General features: G+C 67.6%; 19 protein-coding genes and 1 pseudogene. 6 read left to right on the top strand and 14 right to left on the bottom strand.

Going from position 1 to position 16,723, the window contains the following annotated elements; translation table 11 throughout:
• The first annotated feature begins 9 nt into the window (after positions 1-9).
• Genes gsiD through ACSQ9A_RS05385 form a run of 3 tightly spaced genes read left to right on the top strand, consistent with a single transcriptional unit; the run spans position 10 to position 2,717 of the window.
• Complete coding sequence (gsiD, locus tag ACSQ9A_RS05395; RefSeq protein WP_244504109.1) at positions 10-879, top strand: glutathione ABC transporter permease GsiD; 870 nt, start codon at positions 10-12, stop codon at positions 877-879.
• 3 nt (positions 880-882) lie between these two features.
• On the top strand, positions 883-1,902 hold the full coding sequence (locus ACSQ9A_RS05390) for a P1 family peptidase (protein ID WP_436302931.1): 1,020 nt from the start codon (positions 883-885) through the stop codon (positions 1,900-1,902).
• The gene (locus tag ACSQ9A_RS05385) at positions 1,899-2,717 is read left to right on the top strand and encodes a M55 family metallopeptidase (protein WP_436302930.1); all 819 of its coding nucleotides are present in this window, start codon (positions 1,899-1,901) and stop codon (positions 2,715-2,717) included. Before ACSQ9A_RS05390 ends, ACSQ9A_RS05385 begins: the two co-directional genes overlap by 4 nt.
• Here the strand turns inward: ACSQ9A_RS05385 and ACSQ9A_RS05380 are convergent.
• From ACSQ9A_RS05380 to ACSQ9A_RS05370, 3 genes are all read right to left on the bottom strand, one after another.
• Positions 2,680-2,952 (bottom strand): hypothetical protein, encoded by a 273-nt coding sequence (locus ACSQ9A_RS05380; protein ID WP_093111594.1) that lies wholly within the window; start codon positions 2,950-2,952, stop codon positions 2,680-2,682. The genes ACSQ9A_RS05385 and ACSQ9A_RS05380 overlap by 38 nt on opposite strands.
• Before the next feature lie 12 nt (positions 2,953-2,964).
• On the bottom strand, positions 2,965-3,237 hold the full coding sequence (locus ACSQ9A_RS05375) for a hypothetical protein (protein ID WP_139191794.1): 273 nt from the start codon (positions 3,235-3,237) through the stop codon (positions 2,965-2,967).
• Positions 3,238-3,307: 70 nt separating this feature from the next.
• Complete coding sequence (locus ACSQ9A_RS05370) at positions 3,308-3,529, bottom strand: hypothetical protein (RefSeq protein ID WP_436302928.1); 222 nt, start codon at positions 3,527-3,529, stop codon at positions 3,308-3,310.
• Between the two features lie 32 nt (positions 3,530-3,561).
• On the opposite strand from ACSQ9A_RS05370, the gene ACSQ9A_RS05365 reads away from it, so the two are divergent.
• The 3 genes and pseudogenes from ACSQ9A_RS05365 to ACSQ9A_RS05355 all read left to right on the top strand — a co-directional run bounded on the left by ACSQ9A_RS05365 (position 3,562) and on the right by ACSQ9A_RS05355 (position 5,691).
• Positions 3,562-3,981: a nuclear transport factor 2 family protein gene (locus tag ACSQ9A_RS05365; RefSeq protein WP_436302927.1), complete on the top strand. Its 420-nt coding sequence runs from the start codon at positions 3,562-3,564 to the stop codon at positions 3,979-3,981.
• 202 nt (positions 3,982-4,183) lie between these two features.
• Positions 4,184-4,402: pseudogene (locus ACSQ9A_RS05360) on the top strand (alpha/beta fold hydrolase); the annotation flags it as partial.
• 101 nt (positions 4,403-4,503) lie between these two features.
• The gene (locus ACSQ9A_RS05355; protein ID WP_436302926.1) at positions 4,504-5,691 is read left to right on the top strand and encodes a YncE family protein; all 1,188 of its coding nucleotides are present in this window, start codon (positions 4,504-4,506) and stop codon (positions 5,689-5,691) included.
• Between the two features lie 7 nt (positions 5,692-5,698).
• Here ACSQ9A_RS05355 and ACSQ9A_RS05350 read toward each other — a convergent pair whose 3' ends face one another.
• From ACSQ9A_RS05350 to ACSQ9A_RS05300, 11 genes are all read right to left on the bottom strand, one after another.
• Positions 5,699-6,613: a LysR family transcriptional regulator gene (locus ACSQ9A_RS05350; protein ID WP_093111602.1), complete on the bottom strand. Its 915-nt coding sequence runs from the start codon at positions 6,611-6,613 to the stop codon at positions 5,699-5,701.
• Between the two features lie 27 nt (positions 6,614-6,640).
• Complete coding sequence (fdxA, locus tag ACSQ9A_RS05345) at positions 6,641-6,967, bottom strand: ferredoxin (RefSeq protein WP_093111604.1); 327 nt, start codon at positions 6,965-6,967, stop codon at positions 6,641-6,643.
• 12 nt (positions 6,968-6,979) lie between these two features.
• The gene (locus tag ACSQ9A_RS05340; protein WP_093111606.1) at positions 6,980-7,756 is read right to left on the bottom strand and encodes an enoyl-CoA hydratase-related protein; all 777 of its coding nucleotides are present in this window, start codon (positions 7,754-7,756) and stop codon (positions 6,980-6,982) included.
• Positions 7,753-8,916: a CaiB/BaiF CoA transferase family protein gene (locus tag ACSQ9A_RS05335; protein WP_093111608.1), complete on the bottom strand. Its 1,164-nt coding sequence runs from the start codon at positions 8,914-8,916 to the stop codon at positions 7,753-7,755. The genes ACSQ9A_RS05340 and ACSQ9A_RS05335 overlap by 4 nt, the downstream gene beginning before the upstream one ends.
• Entirely contained in the window at positions 8,916-10,295 is a 1,380-nt protein-coding gene (locus ACSQ9A_RS05330) for an FAD-dependent oxidoreductase (protein WP_093111610.1), read from the bottom strand. Before ACSQ9A_RS05330 ends, ACSQ9A_RS05335 begins: the two co-directional genes overlap by 1 nt.
• Before the next feature lie 215 nt (positions 10,296-10,510).
• The gene (locus tag ACSQ9A_RS05325) at positions 10,511-11,359 is read right to left on the bottom strand and encodes an ABC transporter permease (protein ID WP_093111612.1); all 849 of its coding nucleotides are present in this window, start codon (positions 11,357-11,359) and stop codon (positions 10,511-10,513) included.
• 12 nt (positions 11,360-11,371) lie between these two features.
• Entirely contained in the window at positions 11,372-12,157 is a 786-nt protein-coding gene (locus tag ACSQ9A_RS05320) for an ABC transporter ATP-binding protein (RefSeq protein WP_436302925.1), read from the bottom strand.
• 4 nt (positions 12,158-12,161) lie between these two features.
• Positions 12,162-13,190, bottom strand: coding sequence for an ABC transporter substrate-binding protein (locus ACSQ9A_RS05315; protein ID WP_436302924.1), 1,029 nt, complete (start codon positions 13,188-13,190; stop codon positions 12,162-12,164).
• A gap of 179 nt (positions 13,191-13,369) precedes the next feature.
• Complete coding sequence (gene yjjJ, locus ACSQ9A_RS05310; protein WP_436302923.1) at positions 13,370-14,743, bottom strand: type II toxin-antitoxin system HipA family toxin YjjJ; 1,374 nt, start codon at positions 14,741-14,743, stop codon at positions 13,370-13,372.
• Positions 14,744-14,808: 65 nt separating this feature from the next.
• Complete coding sequence (locus tag ACSQ9A_RS05305; protein ID WP_436302922.1) at positions 14,809-15,840, bottom strand: branched-chain amino acid ABC transporter permease; 1,032 nt, start codon at positions 15,838-15,840, stop codon at positions 14,809-14,811.
• A 22-nt stretch (positions 15,841-15,862) separates the two neighbouring features.
• Positions 15,863-16,723, bottom strand: coding sequence for a branched-chain amino acid ABC transporter permease (locus ACSQ9A_RS05300; RefSeq protein ID WP_436302921.1), 861 nt, complete (start codon positions 16,721-16,723; stop codon positions 15,863-15,865).

Here is a 16,723-nt window from a genome sequence, read left to right as displayed (position 1 = left end):
CCGGTCCCGATGCTCGCCACCGAAGGCAAAGTGCGCACGCCGTGGACCGAGTTCTGGCGCAAGTTCCGCATGCAGCACGTGGCGCTGGCCGCGCTAGTCTTCGTGCTGCTGCTGGTGGCGGTCGCGATCCTCGCGCCGTGGATCGTGCCCTACGACGCCGAGAACTTCTTCGACTACGACAAGATCAATGCGGGCCCTTCGGCGGCGCACTGGTTCGGCGTCGACCCGCTCGGGCGCGACATCTTCAGCCGCATCCTGATGGGGGCGCGCATCTCGCTGGCCGCCGGCTTCCTCTCGGTGGTGCTGGGCGCCATCGTGGGGACCGTGCTGGGCCTGCTGGCCGGCTACTACGGCGGCTGGTGGGACCGCATCGTGATGCGCATCTCCGACGTGCTCTTCGCCTTTCCCGGCATCCTGCTGGCGCTGGGCGTGGTCGCCATCCTGGGCAGCAGCATGACCAACGTGGTGGTCGCGGTGTCGGTGTTCAGCGTGCCGGCCTTCGCGCGGCTGGTGCGCGGCAACACGCTGGTGCTGAAGAACCTGACCTACATCGAGGCCACGCGCAGCATCGGCGCCAACGACCGCACCATCCTGCTGCGCCACATCCTTCCGGGCACGATCTCGTCCATCGTCGTCTACTTCACGATGCGCCTGGGCACCTCGATCATCACGGCCGCGAGCCTCAGCTTCCTCGGCATGGGCGCGCAGCCGCCGATGCCCGAGTGGGGCGCGATGCTCAACGAGGCGCGCGCCGACATGGTCAACGCGCCGCACGTCGCGCTGTTCCCGTCGCTGGCGATCTTCTTCACGGTGCTGGCTTTCAACCTGCTGGGCGATGGTCTGCGCGATGCCCTCGATCCGAAAATCGACCGGCTCTAGAAGATGAGCCCCGCGGTCCCGCGCATCGGCACGCTGCCTTCGGGCCCACGCGACGCCATCACGGACGTCGCCGGCGTCACGGTCGGCCATGCCACGCTGGCCGAGGGCGAGGTGCAGACCGGCGTGACCGTGGTTCGACCCCATGCCGGCGATCCCTACCTGCAGCGCGTGCCCGCGGGTTTCGCGGTGCTCAACGGCTTCGGCAAGAGCGTCGGCCTGCTGCAGGTCGAGGAGCTCGGCGTGCTGGAGACGCCGATCGCGCTGACCAACACTTTCTCGGTGCCGGCCGTGGCGGCGGCGCAGATCCGACAGTGCGTCGCCGCAAATCCCGAATGCGGGCGCAGCCTACCGACGGTGAACCCGCTGGTGTTCGAGTGCAACGATGGCTTCCTCAACGACATCCAGCGCATGGCAGTCAACGAGGGCCATTACCTGCAGGCGTGCGCCTCGGCCGGCGAGGACGTGGCGCAGGGCTCGGTCGGCGCCGGGCGCGGCATGTCCTCTTTCTCGCTCAAGGGCGGCATCGGCAGCGCATCGCGGCGCGCCGGAACGCACACGGTGGGCGCGCTGGTGCTCGCCAACTTCGGCCTGCTGCCCAACCTCCTCATCGCCGGCCAGCCGGTCGGCAGACGGCTCGCAACGGCGCAGCAGGCCGATACGGAGAAGGGCTCGATCATCATGCTGATCGCCACCGACGCACCGCTCGACGCACGCCAGCTGCGCCGGCTGGCGCTGCGCGCCGGCGCCGGCCTCGCGCGCACCGGCTCGGTCTTCGGCCACGGCAGCGGCGACATCGCGCTCGCCTTCTCGACCGCCTACACGCTGCCGCAGCGGCGCGAAGCGCCGATGCCGGCCGTCGCGCTCCTGCACGACGGCCTGCTCGACGACCTGTTCCAGGCCGCGGCCGACAGCACGGAGCAGGCCATCCTGAACGCGCTGTGGCGTGCGGATCCCGTCACCGGACGCGACGGCCATGTGCGGCCGGCGCTCAGCGCGCTGCTGCGCGAACTTGCTCCAACATGAAAATCCTGATCTCCGTCGACATCGAAGGCGTGGCCGGCGTCTTCCATTCCCAGCAGGTGCGTGCCGGCAATCCCGAATACGAGCGCGCCCGCCGGCTCATGACCGAGGAGGCGAACGCGGCCATCGCCGGCGCCTTCGACGGCGGTGCGAGCGAGGTCTGGGTCAACGACTCGCATGGCGACTTCCGCAACATGCTGCCCGAGCTGCTCGACGCGCGCGCCCAGGTGATCCAGGGCAAGCCGCGCTACCTGAGCATGGTGAGCGGCGTCGAACTCGGCATGGACGGCGTGTGCATGGTCGGCTACCACTCGCGCGCCCAGGGCCTGGGCATCCTTGCGCACACCATCAACAGCTTCGCCTTCGCCGGCGTCGAGATCAACGGCCAGGCCGTGGGCGAGGCCGCGCTCTACGGTGCGCTGGCGGGCGAATACGGCGCGCCGGTGCTGATGGCCAGCGGCGACGACGTCTTCATCGCGGAGAACCGGCCGCTGTTCCCGCACGCCACCTTCGTGCAGACCAAGCGTGCGACGGGCCAGACCAGCGGGGTGTCGTTGTCGCCGGCACAGGCGTGTGCGGCGATCCGCATCGGCGTGGAAGCGGCTCTTGCGGCCCGTGACGGCGCACGGACATTCGTCATGCAGAAACCGCTCTCGGTCACGCTGCACACCCAAGCGCCCGCGCTGGCCGACCTGTTCTGCCAGTGGCCCGAGTTCGAGCGCGTCGCCGCGACCGAGCTGCGCTTTTCCGCGCCCTCGGTCGAGGCCGCGGTGCGCATGCTCAACTGCTGCTCGGCGATGTCGGCGATGCTGCGCTGAACGGATCGACGTACACGGTGACGACGGGGCAGGCAGCGCCCTCGCCGCGGCTGTCGGCCCGCCGCTGCAGCGCTTCGATGCCGGCCATCATGGCGGCGCTGTAGCTCGGCATCGGGCCTTGCGCGGATTCGATGGCGATCGGCTTGCCGTCGAGTTCGGCGTGCTTCTGCAGGATCCAGTAGAAGTGGCCGGCGACGGGCTCGTCCACGATCAGTTCGATGGCGTCGGGGTGCATGGCGGTCTCCTCCTACTGCGCGAACATCAGCGCCAGGCGCTGCGCGTCGTGCTCGGCGTCGTTCAGCGCATCGTCGGCGGTGGCCCGCAGCTCGATGCAGACATGCACGACGCGTTCTTCCGAAGCTTCGCGAATCTTGACCACGCCCGACCACCAGCCTTCTTGCCACTGGCAGTCGAGCAGCATGGTCTGGCCGTGCGCCTGCGCCACGACCGCCTGTCGTCGGCGCACGGGCGAAGTCCGGTGCCAGACGCGTCGGGATGAGCTCAACAGCTTGGAGAACATGGCGGCCCTTTTGTTGAAGACCAGGGAGCCCATTGGATGCGCGCGAAGGCATAGGCGGAAGCGATGGATTTCACGCTTCAGCCGATTCGCGCAAGCGATCGGCCGAAGCGTGCAATAAGCCACGGAAAGGCCCCAATGGCCGGCTTGGGGAAGATCCACTTTGCGCGTCGGCTTGCGCGCCACCCGGATGACGAAGGCCGAGAGGCAGAACACACCGCACCAGCAGCATGATCTGGCCGGCGCAGGCAAGCTTGTCCAATGGCAGATTGCCGTCGTCATCGAACTTGTGCAAGATGAGCGTCCGCTGTGGACCAGGAGGCTTTCATGACCGTTTTGGAAGAGAAAAACGTGGCAGTCCTGCGCGACGGATACCTTCGCTGGAACGACTCAAGGGGCGACAGCGCCCAGCACTGGATGGACCTGATGGCCGAGGATGTCCACTGGTGCTCGCTCGGCGCCACCGCCGCAGGCGCGAGCTACACCCAGGGCTGCTGTTCGAAATCTGAAGTGCAGCGCTATTTCCTGGAATTGAGCAGGAGCTGGGAGATGCTCGACTACACGGCCGATGAATTCGTTGCCCAGGGCGACCGCGTCGTGATGCTGGGCAGCTGCGAGTGGAAACATCGCGGAACCGGCAAGACGGTGAAGACGCCCAAGGCGGACGTGATCCGGATGCGCGACGGCAAGATCGTGGATTTCATGGAGTTCTACGACACCGCCGCCGCGCTCGCGGCGACGACGTAAACGGACGCACCCGTCATGCGGCGTGCGATAGACAGCGAACGCTAGCCGCGGCAAGAACCAAACGCGCAACGCCGCGCCGCAACAGCACGCGCATGCATCTCGCGCGCCAGCGATGCGCCGCATGGTAGGCCGCCACCGAATCGTTCACGCGGCAGCTCCCGCCCTCATCTCGCCGGCGAGCGCCGCATAGGTTTCGATCCACGAGTTCCACCAGTACTTCCGCGCGCATCGGCCGCCCCTGCTCGCGGTGTGGGGGCGAAACGATCCCTTCTTCCTGCCGGCGGGCGCCGAGGCCTTTCCGCGCGACAACCCGAACGCGCGGGTGCAGTTCCTGGACACCGGCCACTTCGCGCTCGAAACCCATGGGTACGAGATCGCCGAAGCCATCCGGCGTTTCCTCGACGAGACGGTCGCGGCCTGAAGGCGCGGCGGCGGCTGGTATTCCCTGAGCCTGCGCGGCGCTTCGCCGGCTACGATGGCCGCCCGACGGGCCCCGTCGAAAACAACAACGGAGACAACACCATGCGCCTTCGCTTCCTCGCTCTCGGCACGCTCGCCCTGGCCGCCCTCTCAGGCTGCGCCGGCATGACACCCACGGCAGGACAACGCCAGCTCCTCCTGGTCGCCAACGACGAGAAGCAGTCGTGGAGCGACGCCGGCGCCGTGGTGCTTGCCGCCCATGGCCGCGACAGCGTGCAGGTGATCGACATCGGCACCGATCCGCTCGCGCCGCGCAACGTGGTCACGCTGCCGCTGGACAACACCATCGCCGGGCCGCCGACCAACCTCGCGATCACGGCCGACGAGAAGCTCGCGCTGGTCGCCAACTCGCTCAACGTGGTCGAGGAGAACGGCGTGCGCCGCCAGGTGCCGGACAACCGGCTGTTCGTGATCGACCTCGCCGCCACGCCGCCGAAGCTGATCGACACGCTCGCCATCGGCAGGCAGCCCTCGGGCCTGTCGATCAACCGCGCGGGCACGCTGGCGCTGGTGGCCAACCGCGCCGACAACTCGGTCAGCGTGCTGCGCATCGCAGGCCAGAAGGTGACGCTGATCGACACCGTGGCCATGGGCGAGTCGGTCTCGCACGTGCGCTTCACGCCCGACGGCCGGCGCGCGCTCGCCAGCAAGTTCCCTAACCACAAGGTCGCGATGCTCGAGGTCGAGGGCGAGAAGGTCACGTACAACAAGCTCGATTTCGCGGCCGGCCTCTGGCCCTACAACCTGGACGTGACGCCCGACGGCAAGCTCGCGCTCACGGCCGACAACGGCAATTCCGGCGCTTCCGACGGCCAGATCGACACGGTGAGCGTGATCGACCTCGAAGCCAAACCGCCGCGCGTGATCGACAAGGTGGTGGTCGGCGACGGCCCCGAAGGCCTGGCCGTGAGCCCGACCGGCAAGTTCGCCGTGGCGGTGCTGCTGCGCGGCAGCAACTCGGCGAAGAACGCCTACTTCTACAACCGCAACGGCTCGGTGGTGGGCTTGCGGATCGACGGCCGGAAGGTCACGCGCACCAACGAGGTCGAGGTGCGCGGCCTGCCAGAAGGCGCGGTGTTCAGCGCCGACGGCAAGTACCTCTATGTCGGCAACTTCATCGACCAGGACATCACGATCCTGCGCGTCGACGGCGACACGCTGGTGCCTACGGGCAAATCCTTCGGGCTGGCGGGGCATCCGGCAGCCATGCGGGGCCGCGTCACGCACTGAAGCAGCCCTAGAGCGCGGCGGCGATGCTCTCCAGCTGCGCCAGGCGCCGCGCCATGCGGCCGACGAAGTTCTGCGTGACGTGGGGCAGGATGCGCTGCGACGGCACCACGATGCCCACCTGCATCTGGTTCAGCGCCGGCAGCGCGAAAGGCCGCCAGAGCAGATCCCCGCGCTTGAGCTCCTCGATGAAGGCAATCTTCGAGAAGCAGGATATGCCTTTGCCGCCCATGATCAGCCGCTTGAGCAGGGGCGTCGAATTGCAGGTTGCGGCCGGCTCCATGTCGTCCCAGAAGGCGGTGAACTCGGGCGAGAGCGAAGCGCTGACCACGGGGTGCGAGCTCGAGCGCAAGAACGGAAAGTTCGCGCAATCCTTCAGCGACACGCTGTCGTGCTTCGCCAGCGGATGCCCCGGCGGCATCACGAGCCCGATCGGAAGATTCGCCAGGGCCACCGCCGCGACGCCGCCGGGCAGGCGATTCACGAAAGTGAGACCCACGTCGACCTGGCCCGACATCACCAGCTGAGGCACCTCCATCGGCTGCGTCGCGGTGATGGTGTAGGTGACCGCGGGGAAGATCTGCAGGAACTCCTCGACCGCAGCCGGCAGCAGCTCCTCGAAGAACGAGTCCATCGCGGCGAGCTTCACATGGCCGGTGCGCTCGCCCTTGAGCGCATCGAGCTCGGTGCGCATCACCTGGAACTGGTGCAGCGTTTCCTGCGCATGCTTGAGCAGCCGTTCGCCCGCCGGATTCAGGCGCAGCCCGTTGGGCAGGCGGTCGAACAGCTCGACGCCGAGCTCGTCTTCGAGCTTGTGGATCTGCCGGTTGACGGCGCTGGCCGCCACGTACAGCCGCTCCGAGGCCTTGCGCACCGAGCCGCAGCTCGCCACCTCGATGAAGTACTTCAGGACGATGGCATGCATCAGCCCGCCCTCCTGCAGCCTGGCTGCTCAGGCGCGCGGCGCTTCCTGTGCGATGCGCGGATGGTCGCAAGCCACGCGCCGCGCCTCGGCGCCGCCGGGCGAGCCGAGGCCGCTGACCTCGGCATCGAAGAACTCGCGGTTGATCGCAATGAAATGCCCCAGTTCGGGCGGCAGCCGAAACTCTTCGTAGATCGCCTCCGTCGGGCAGGCGGACACGCAAACGCCGCAGTCGATGCATTCATCCGGGTGAATGTACAGAGTGCGCTCGCCTTCGTAGATGCAATCGACGGGGCAGCACTTCACGCAGGCGCCGTCCTTGACGTCGATGCAGGCGGTGGTGATGACGTGGGCCATGGGACGACTCGCCTAGCGGCCCTGCCATTGGGGCTTGCGCTTCTGCTGGAAGGCCAGCACGCCTTCGTTCGAATCTTCGGACTGCAGCGCCTTCACCAGCGCCGGCAAGCGCATGCCGTGGGCCTGGGCCGGCGACATCGTGCCGGTGTGCCGCACCACTTGCTTGACGGCCCGCAGCGACAGCGGCGCACAGGCGAGCAGCTGCTGCACCCAGCGATCGACCGCCGCGTCGAGCCCGGCGCGCGGCACGACTTCGTTGATGAGCCCGATCTCGAGCGCGCGCTGCGCCTGGATCCGTTGCCCGGTCAGCATCATGGCCATGGCCTGGCGAAACGGGATCTGCCGCTGCAGCAGCAGCATGCCGCCGTCCAGCGGAAGGCGCCCGACCAGGGGCTCGGGCAGGCCGAAGCTGGCTTCCTCGCAGGCCACCACGAGGTCGCAGCCCAGCACCATCTCGAGGCCGCCGCCCAGGGCGAAACCGTTGACGCGCGCGATCACCGGCACGTCGAGCGTCTCGCGCAGCGCGATGCCGCCGAAGCCGCCGGGCCGGGCCGCGGCCCAGTAGTCGACGCCTTTGAGATTCGACGTGTTCTTCAGGTCCGCGCCGGCGCAGAAGGCGCGCTCGCCGGCGCCGGTCAGCACCACGACACGGATGTCGTCGCGGCGCTCGATCTCGGTCCAGATGCGGATCAGCTCGGCTTCGGTGGGCAGGTCCACCGCGTTCATCACCTCGGGCCGGTCGATGGTGACCGTCGCGACATGGTGCGCGACTTCGAACAGGACGCTCATGCGCCGGCCTCTTCGATCAGCGCGCGAGCTTCGGCGAGCACTTCCTCGGTGTGCTGGCCAAGCCGCGGCGGCTCGCGCAGCAGGCCGGTCTGCGCGCCGGACATCTGGATCGGGCTGGCGATGAACTTCAGTTCGCGCTTCGACGAATCCTCGCCCTCCAGGATCATTCTGTTGTGCAGGGTCTGCGGGTCGACCAGCGCCTCGCGCATGTCGCGCACCGGCGCCGAGAGCAGGTCCTCTGCCTCGAGGCGGCCCAGCCAGTGTTCGCGCGTGTTGCTCGCGAAGCGTTCGTGGAAGATCGCGTGCAGCTCGGCCTTGTGCGCGAACTGCGCTGCCAGGTTGGCGAAGCGCGCGTCCTGCGAGAGATCGTCGATCTCCAGCGCGGCGCAGATGTCGCGCAACGGATTCGCCTTGAACGCGCCGACCAGCACCAGCGGACCGGTCTGCGTATCGAAGACGCCCGACAGCGGCATCGCGGCCCAGTTGACCTCCGAGTCCTCCATCATGACCATCGCAGCCTCCTGCATCTGCATCGACAACATCGAGTTGTAGAGGGAGACGGCAATCTTCTGGCCCTCGCCCGTGCGTTCGCGCTGCAGCAGTGCGAACAGGATGCCTTGCACCATGTGCATGCCGGCCGTGTAGTCGGCCAACGCGGTCGGGTAGATCGAGATCGGCACCGAGGCATCGGCGCGGCGCGCCATCACGCCGGTCAAGGCTTGCGCGAGCACGTCCTGCCCTCCCTTGTGCGCATAGGGTCCGGATTCGCCGAAGCCGGTGCCGACCGCATACACGATGCGCGGGTTGAGGCGCTTGCAGTCCTCGTAGCCGAGGCCGAGGCGCTCCATCACGCCGGCGCGGAAGTTGTTGGTGACCACGTCGGCATCGGCGATCAATGCCTTGACCAGGTCCATCTGCGCCGCATCGCGCAGATCGATCTCGACGCTGCGCTTGTTGCGGTTGAGGCTGCAGAAGATCGGGTTGTCGTGCCCCGCGACCGGCGCGAAGGTCGAGCGGCTCAGGTCGCCCGCGCCCTTGCGCTCGATCTTGATCACGTCGGCCCCGTGGTCGGCCAGCATCTGGGTACAGACCGGGCCCATCATCACCTGCGTGAAGTCGATCACGCGGATGCCGGCCAGCGGCAGGTTAGCGGTCGTCATCACGCGGCCTCCGCAAATGAGCGGGCGATCGCCGGCACATCGGTGTTCGGGCCCTTCTGGTCGCCGGGGTCGGCGCCCTGGGCGCGCAGCGTGCGCTGCAGCTTGGCGACGTCCACGTGGCGCACGGACACGCCGGCGTCGAGCGCCAGTGCCGCGGCCACGCCGGTGGCCTCGCCCATCGCCATGCAGGGCGGGATCTCGCGCGAGATCTTCTGCGCCGCCGAGGTCGCGGAGTAGTGGCGGCCGGCCACCAGCAGGTTCTCCACGCTGCGCGGCAGCAGGGTGCGCAAGGGGTAGTAGTAGTCGCGGCCGCGGGCCACGCTGTCTTCGAAGCGGGTGCGCTGGGCCAGGTCTTCCTTGGTCATCACGTACTCGCCTTCGAGCAGCCGGGTCTGGCGGATGCCGGTTTGCGGAGCCATGTCGACCAGGTAGCAGTTCTTGAAGCCGGGCAGCCGGGCGCGAACGAAGTCGATCACCTTGTGGATGGTGTTGCGGCCTTGGACCTCGGCGCGCGTCAGGTCGGCCACCTTCAGGCCGTCGAGTCCGGGCATGTGCGGGCAGTTGCACCAGACGATGCCCGGCAGCGGCGTCTTGAGCCACCAGTTCTCCCAGGCGCCGCCCAGCATGTGCTTGACCTCGCGGTCCAGCGCCTGGAAGGCCTGCGGCTCCTCGCTCTCGAAGCGCTCGGCCTCGTCGGTATCGACGCCGCCGAGCCGGAACACCGTGGTCACGATGTAGGCGCCGCTGATGTGGGGCGCGCCGGCCGATGCCGCGACATCGAGGTCGCCGGTGGTGTCGATCACCACCTTGCCCAGGATCGCTTCGCGCCCGCCCTTGGTCTCGCAGACCACGCCCTTGACCTTGCCGTCCTCCACCAGGGTACGGGAGAACCACGAGTGCAGGCGCAGTTCGATGCCGGCCCGCTGCACCATCTCGAGCGAGGTGCGTTTCCACGCGTCGGGGTCGAAGGCCGCCGCGAAGCAGATCGGGTGCGGCTTCTCCTTGCTGTGGAAGTCGTAGGTGCCCCAGCGCTTCCAGCGCCGCACCGAGTCGGGCAGGCTGCCCCAGTCCTGCTGCTTCGGATATTCGGCCAGGCCGAGCGCGGCCATGCGATCGATCATCTCGAGGCAGATGCCGCGCACCGAGATTTCCTTCTGGTGGTTGTCCCACATGTCATCGAGCACCAGCACCATGCCGCCCGAGGCCAGGCCGCCGAGGTGGTTGTAGCGCTCCAGCAGCGTCACGCTCGCACCGTTGCGCGCAGCGGCAAGGGCCGCGGCCTGGCCGGCCGGCCCGCCGCCCACCACCACCACATCCGATTCGGCTGCCACACGAACGTCGTGCGCAGACTCCTGCATCCAGTCGCCGATACGGCTCATAGCTAATCTCCTGTTTGTCCTGTTTGAAATGTCGAGGTGACGCACTGCGTTAGGGCCTGTAAACACATGAATCACCCCCGGCCCTTCGGGTGGGGCCCCAGAGAGGGCCCACTCGTCGTTGCCAATGCTCACTGGGTGTGCACCAGTTCCGCTTGGCGCCCAGATTGGGCCCTCTCTGGGGCCCCACGCGGGAGTGATTCATGTGTTTACAGGCCCTAGTGCGTGCTCTCCGGATGCCAGCGAATGATCCAGCGCTCGGCCAGGGTCACGAGCAGGAAGAACAGGCCCGAGAGGCTCGCGCTCATGACGATCGCGGCGTACAGCAGCGGAGAGTCGAAGTTGAAAGTGGCCTGAAGAATCATGGCGCCGATGCCGACCGTGGCGCCCACCCATTCGCCGACCACCGCGCCGATCACGCACATCGATGCCGCGATGCGCAGGGCCGAGAACAGATAGGGCAGCGCGTTCAGGAGCCGCAGGCGGAAGAAGATCTCCGTCTTGCTGGCCGACAGCACGCGCATCAGCTCCATGGCCTGCGGGTTCACCGATTCGAGGCCGCGCACCATGTTCACCAGCGTCGGGAAGAAGCACACCAGTGCCGCGATGGTGATCTTCGGCTCCATGCCGTTGCCCATGATCAGCACCAGCACCGGGGCCTTGGCCACCAGCGGCACGGCGTTGAACATCAGCACCACCGGGAAGAAGATGTCCTGCAGCGTCTTGTTGTGCACGAAGACCGTCGCGATCGCGATCGCGGCGAGGTTGCCCAGCAGGAAGCCGCCGGCCGCCTCCATCGCGGTGGGGATCAGGTTGTCGAGCAGCACGGCGCGCTTGGCGTAGAGCGTTTCGAGCACTGCCCATGGCGTGGGCGCGATGAAGGGCTTGACGTCGAAGATCGCGATGACGGCCCACCACAGCACGACGAGGCCGACGATGCCGAGCGCCGGCAGGATGCGGCGGCGCCAGACGCGCCGCTGGCGCGCTGCGGCCCAGGCGAGGTACTCGGGGTCGGCGGGAACTTGAGCCAGGCCGGTCACCGGCGTATCGATGGAACTGGTGGTCATGGGGGCCTCCCGTCAGCAGGTTTCCAGCACGCGCCGCAAGTGCGCGGTGAGGCGCACGAACTCGGGGGTCTCGCGGATGTCCAGCGTCCGGTCTTCGGGCAGCTCGACCGGCACGATCTCGCGCACGCGGCCCGGATTGGCGGCCAGCATCAGCACGCGCTGGCCCAGATAGGCGGCCTCATGGATGCTGTGGGTGACGAACAGGATCGTCACGCCGGTTTCCTTCCAGACGCGCCGGATCTCCTCGTTGAGCCGGTCGCGCGTGATCTCGTCGAGCGCGCCGAAGGGCTCGTCCATCAGCAGGATCTTCGGGTCGCTGGCCAGTGCGCGCGCAATCGACACGCGCTGGCGCTGGCCGCCCGACAGCTCATGGGGCCAGGCCTGCGCCTTGTCCTTCAGGCCGACCAGTTCGAGCAGTTCCTGCGGCGAGCGGCGTCCCTTGCGGCTCGCGCCGCCGCCCACCTGCAGCGGCAGCTCGACGTTCTGCAGCGCCGTGCGCCACGGCAAGAGCGCCGCATCCTGGAACACGAAGCCGATGTCGCGGTTCTTGCGCGCGGCCTGCGGCGTCGCGGAGAGCACCTCGATCTTTCCGCGGCTCGGCTCCAGCAGGTCGGCAACCACGCGCAGGAAGGTGGACTTGCCGCAGCCCGAGGGGCCGAGCAAGGTCAGGAACTCTCCGTGAGCGACGTCGAGGTCCAGGCTCTTGATCGCAGTCACGTCGCGGCGCTCGGTGAAGAAGCGCATGCCGATGTCGCGACAGGAGATCGCGGGCGAGGCGTTCGTCAGAACGGCAGCCATGGCATCACGCCTTCATCCGCGCGGCCGCGCTCGCCTTGAGGCCGTCGAGCCACAGCACGTCTTCCACCTTCGGCGTGCGCGCGGTGAACTGGCCCAGCTCCGCGTACATCGAGATCTGTTCCTGCCAGACCGCCGGGTCCATCGCGCCCCAGCCCTGCGTCTGCGCCAGGCCGCCGAAGCTGTACTCGAGCATCACGTCGACCGCCACGCGTTCGTCCTCGCGCTTGAGGTTGGGGTATTCCTTGACCAGCAGGTCGACCGCCTCGTCGCGGTTGGCCTTCACATGCTGCCAGCCGCGGGCGGTGGCGCGCAGGAAGGCTTCGATGACCTTGGGCTGCGTCTCGAGCGTCTTGATCGACGCGTAGTACGGCAGCGCGTAGAGCTTCACGCCCGAGTCCCACAGCGTCAGGTCGACGCGCTCCGGGCCCAGCACCTTGAGCGCCGTCGTGCTGGTGAGCCAGCCGGTGACCACATCGACCTGGCCCGTCAGCAGCGGCGACATGTCGGCGCCGATGGTGACGACCTTGACCTCCTTCTCCGGAATCTTGTTCTTCGCCAGCAGGGCACGCAGCAGCACGGCCGCCGTCGACGGGAGGCCCACCCGCTTGCCGACCAGGTCGGCCGGCTTGCGCACCGGGTTCTTGGCCAGCGAGAAGAAGGTGAAGGGGTGCTTCTGCGCGCCGACGGCGAAGCACTTGATCGGCAGGCCCTGCGAGACCGCGAGCATGACGGACGGGCTCGAGGAGACTTGCCCCAGCTCGTAGCGTCCCGAGGCGACGATGGCCACGCCATCGATGTTGGGGCCGCCGGGCTGGATCGCGAAATCGATGCCTTCCTGTTCGTAGAAGCCTAGCCGCTTGGCGACCACTTCGCCGATCTGGTTGACACCGACGATCCAGCCGAGCTGCATGTTGATGCGCGCCTTGCCCTGCGCGAACGCGTCGATCGACAGCAGGCCGCCCGCCGAAAGTCCGCCGGCAATGAGCGAGGTCTTGAGCAGGCTTCGGCGGCCGGAGTCGTGGAGATGGGCCATGGCAGGTTCCTTTTGATGCAAGAGGATGAAGGCAGTGGGCGGATGCTAGGAGCGGAGGGCGTTGCCTCCAAGAACCGTTTTTCGCAACGGGCGAGCTAAAAATTAGGGCGGAGTGCCAGGGCAGCGGCTCGCCCGAGGTGGCCGGCCTGTTTCAGGCCACGGACCCGCGTTGCCTTGCGTCAGCTCGGCCGCTCTCGCTGAAAGACCGGCTCGTCCGCGGCGGGCTGCGGCGGATCTTCATGCGCCGCAAGGCTGCGCGCGTGTCGCCCTGCCGCCTCGCGAAACGCGCCGGAGATCCGCTTGTCCCCGGCCGCGCTTTGCCAGAACGCGATGGCCAGTTTCCTGGCTGCGTCCCAAACCCGCAGCGTGTCTGCCGTGGGGACCAGCTTGCCTGGATCGAAGTCGTCCCGCGACACCAGTTCACCGGCCACGGGTGCATAGACCATGGGCAAGGTGTCATAGGCCGGCGCCAGCGCCCAGTTGCCCGATGGATCGATGACCAGCGAAATGTTCCCGTAATGCCGGTCGGTATTGCCGATCAGTTGTCCGTATGCCTCCAGCAATCGAAGCCTGTCGGCATCGCTGGGGCGCATCAGGCCGCGCGTGCTCATGCGCTCCGCGGACGCGGCCCAGTTGTCGATCTGGCCGATGTACTCGTTGTCGAACGCGAGCAGGGAGACCATGCCGATGCGGCCGCGCGTGGTGCGGTCGAAGCGCTCCACTTCGAGCAGGGTGCGGCCGCCTGCAACGAAGATCCGCGTCCTCGCCGCCGGAACGCCAGCCGCGTTCAAGGTGGAGAGGGCCAGGTGCTCGCACACCAGGAGGTCGGCCCACCGTTGCTCGGGCGCAGAGTCCCCTGCGGGCGAGAACTTCACGATCACCGGCTGGCCGTCCTCGCGAACGGTGCAGAACTTGGGCTGTTCGCCACCCGCGGAGGAACCGGGCAGGGCGCCGTGCATCGCGGCCTCGGCCAACTCGGGGTACAGATCCGGCGACGCCCGATCGGCCGGGCCTGCGTGCATGAAGCGCTCGAACGACCCGGCTCCAAGGATCAGGTTGCCGGGCAAGTCCTCACCGGCTTGGCTCAGGGCTCTCAGGACGTCGTCATCCGTCCAGTGATCGGGGTTGTCGGCAAGGTGGAGTTCCTTCCGGGCATGCGCGAATGCGCGTCCGAGGAAACCTTGCGGCCGCATGTCGGCCAGGAACCACGGAAGGCCATCGTGAAGCTGCGCACGAGTGGGCTCGAACTCCTCGACCCAGCATCGACCTCTGACCGCAGGAATCAAGGTGCCGAACTCGGCGGCCTTTCCGGTGCCCTCCACCTTCATGATCGGGATGGTGCCGGTGGTGCTTATGCTCTCCACGCGGCGCGGCATGACATAGGCCTGATTCCGTGCGCGGCCGACCTTGAGCACCTCGCCCGCCGAAAGAAGCGGCGCGAGCGCACGCGAAATGGAGGCTTGGCTTGCACCGCAGACCTGCTGCAGCTCAGCGCTGCGCGCGGCGCCAGCGGTACGCAGCGCCTGTCGAACGCGCTCGGTAAGTTCGCTCATGTGAATAGATCGAACCTGCGGACACACCTCTTGCAAGTCGACTTCGGAATATAAAAAAGAATAGATTAATGAATAGATTCTAATACCTTATCTGATGGGGCGCTGCCCACCAGCACCCGCTGCGTCGGAAACAGCGACCACCCCCAGCGCTGCTGCGCGTAGCCCCAGAGCCCCTGCTTGAAGAAGATGGTGACCACGATCGCCAGCAGGCCGAGGCCCAGCAAGTACCAGGTGCCGTAGTCGCTGAAGAACTTGTTGAGCGCCCAGAAGATGAGCGCACCCACCAGCGGCCCCTCGATGCGGCCGATGCCGCCGATCACCACCATGAAGATGGCGAAGGCGGTCCAGTTCACGCTGAAGGCGGCGTCGGGGCTGATGCGCAGATTGCCGACGAAATAGAGCGCGCCCGCCAGGCCGGCGCCGAAGGCCGCGACCACGTACACCGCGAGCTTCATGCGCACGACAGGGATGCCCTGCGATTCGGCGGCGACTTCGTTGTCGCGAATGGCGAGCAGCGCCAGCCCGCGCTTGCTGCGCAGGAACAGGTAGACCAGTGCGATCGCCGCCACCACGCAAACCAGCGCCATCCAGTAGGTCACGCTCTCGCGCGTGGCGCGCTCGATGCCGCGCAGGGCGGTGAGCGTGGTGCCCGAGCCGCCGCCCACGACCGAGACGTTGGCGAAGCTCAGGCGGAACACCTCGGCGATGACCCAGGTGCCGATCGCGAAGTAGCCGCCCGAGAGGCGGAAGGCGACGAAGGACACCGGCACCGCGATGGCCCCAGCCGCCAGCGCGCCGAGCGGAATGGCGATGAAGGGGTTGACGCCGGCGAAGTTGCCGAGCATCAGCATCACGTAGCCGCCGAAGCCGAAGAAGGCCTGCTGGCCGATGCTGACCATGCCGCCGTACCCGGCGAGCAGGTTCCACATCATCGCGAAGATGAAGTAGCAGGCGATCTCGACGAACTCGCGCATCCAGCTCGATTCGCCCCAGAAGGGCAGGCTGGCGGCAAGGGCGACCAGCACCGCGGCCACCATCAGCGCGGCGCGGCTCGCGGCTGTACTGCGCACGACGTCGAACGCCGGGTTCGGGGTCAAGACCGGATTCCTGGTCATTGCATCAGCCTCGCGTTTTCGGAAAGAGCCCTTGCGGCCTGAGCACCAGCACCAGCAGGAAGACGATGTGCCCGACCCAGATGCCCCAGCCCGGGTCGAGTCGGAAGCCGATCTGCTGCGTGATGCCGAGGATCATTGCGCCCGCGAGCGTGCCCCAGAAGGAGCCCATGCCGCCGATGATCACGGCCTCGAAGGCGAACAGCAGCAACAGCGGCCCGTCCGAGGGTGACACCGTCGTGCGCATGCCCTGCAGCGCGCCGGCCACCGCGATCAGCACGAAGGCGATGGCGGTCGCGAAGGCGTAGACCTTCTTCGCGTTGAGGCCCATGAGTTCGGCGATCTCGCGGTCGTCCGACACCGCCCGGAACGAGCGGCCGAGCGCCGTGCGCGCGAAGAGCCATTGCAGCGCCGCCGTCGCGGCAACCGCGATGGCGAGCACCACCAGCGGCAGCACGCCCAGCGACAGCGACTCGCCGATGCGAAGCCCCAGCGTGTTGAGGCCGCCGGTCTCGATCGAGCGCGGATCGGCTGAGAACAGTTCCAAGAGCAGGTTCTGGATCACGATCGAGAGGCCGAAGGTCACGACCAGCGAGGGCAGCGGGTCCTTGCCCAGCGTGCCGTTGAGCACGTAGCGCTGCAGCGCATAGCCAAAGCCGAAGGCCAGCGGCAACACCGCCAGCGCGACCAGGAAGGGCGCACCGCCCACGAGCGTGGTGCCGGCGATCACCGCGAAGGCGCCGAGGATGATGAAGTCGCCCTGCGCGGTGTTGGTGAGCCGCATGACGCCGAACATCAGCGACTGGCCGAGCGCGAAGAGGGTGTAGAGACCGCCGAGCAGGATGCCTTGGAGCAGGGTTTCAAGCAC

This window comes from Variovorax sp. LjRoot290, from assembly GCF_964253985.1.
GTDB lineage: Bacteria > Pseudomonadota > Gammaproteobacteria > Burkholderiales > Burkholderiaceae_C > Variovorax.
The sequence above is the reverse complement of the archived record's forward strand: the minus strand, read 5'-3'. Positions and strand labels throughout refer to the sequence as shown.

Excerpts from the sequence above, each read along its gene's own strand:
- gsiD (WP_244504109.1), top strand. The coding sequence starts at position 10 with ATGCTCGCCACCGAAGGCAAAGTGCGCACGCCGTGGACCGAGTTCTGG.
- ACSQ9A_RS05390 (WP_436302931.1), top strand. The coding sequence starts at position 883 with ATGAGCCCCGCGGTCCCGCGCATCGGCACGCTGCCTTCGGGCCCACGC.
- ACSQ9A_RS05385 (WP_436302930.1), top strand. The coding sequence starts at position 1,899 with ATGAAAATCCTGATCTCCGTCGACATCGAAGGCGTGGCCGGCGTCTTC.
- ACSQ9A_RS05380 (WP_093111594.1), bottom strand. The coding sequence starts at position 2,952 with ATGCACCCCGACGCCATCGAACTGATCGTGGACGAGCCCGTCGCCGGC.
- ACSQ9A_RS05375 (WP_139191794.1), bottom strand. The coding sequence starts at position 3,237 with ATGTTCTCCAAGCTGTTGAGCTCATCCCGACGCGTCTGGCACCGGACT.
- ACSQ9A_RS05365 (WP_436302927.1), top strand. The coding sequence starts at position 3,562 with ATGACCGTTTTGGAAGAGAAAAACGTGGCAGTCCTGCGCGACGGATAC.
- ACSQ9A_RS05355 (WP_436302926.1), top strand. The coding sequence starts at position 4,504 with ATGCGCCTTCGCTTCCTCGCTCTCGGCACGCTCGCCCTGGCCGCCCTC.
- ACSQ9A_RS05350 (WP_093111602.1), bottom strand. The coding sequence starts at position 6,613 with ATGCATGCCATCGTCCTGAAGTACTTCATCGAGGTGGCGAGCTGCGGC.
- fdxA (WP_093111604.1), bottom strand. The coding sequence starts at position 6,967 with ATGGCCCACGTCATCACCACCGCCTGCATCGACGTCAAGGACGGCGCC.
- ACSQ9A_RS05340 (WP_093111606.1), bottom strand. The coding sequence starts at position 7,756 with ATGAGCGTCCTGTTCGAAGTCGCGCACCATGTCGCGACGGTCACCATC.
- ACSQ9A_RS05335 (WP_093111608.1), bottom strand. The coding sequence starts at position 8,916 with ATGACGACCGCTAACCTGCCGCTGGCCGGCATCCGCGTGATCGACTTC.
- ACSQ9A_RS05330 (WP_093111610.1), bottom strand. The coding sequence starts at position 10,295 with ATGAGCCGTATCGGCGACTGGATGCAGGAGTCTGCGCACGACGTTCGT.
- ACSQ9A_RS05325 (WP_093111612.1), bottom strand. The coding sequence starts at position 11,359 with ATGACCACCAGTTCCATCGATACGCCGGTGACCGGCCTGGCTCAAGTT.
- ACSQ9A_RS05320 (WP_436302925.1), bottom strand. The coding sequence starts at position 12,157 with ATGGCTGCCGTTCTGACGAACGCCTCGCCCGCGATCTCCTGTCGCGAC.
- ACSQ9A_RS05315 (WP_436302924.1), bottom strand. The coding sequence starts at position 13,190 with ATGGCCCATCTCCACGACTCCGGCCGCCGAAGCCTGCTCAAGACCTCG.
- yjjJ (WP_436302923.1), bottom strand. The coding sequence starts at position 14,743 with ATGAGCGAACTTACCGAGCGCGTTCGACAGGCGCTGCGTACCGCTGGC.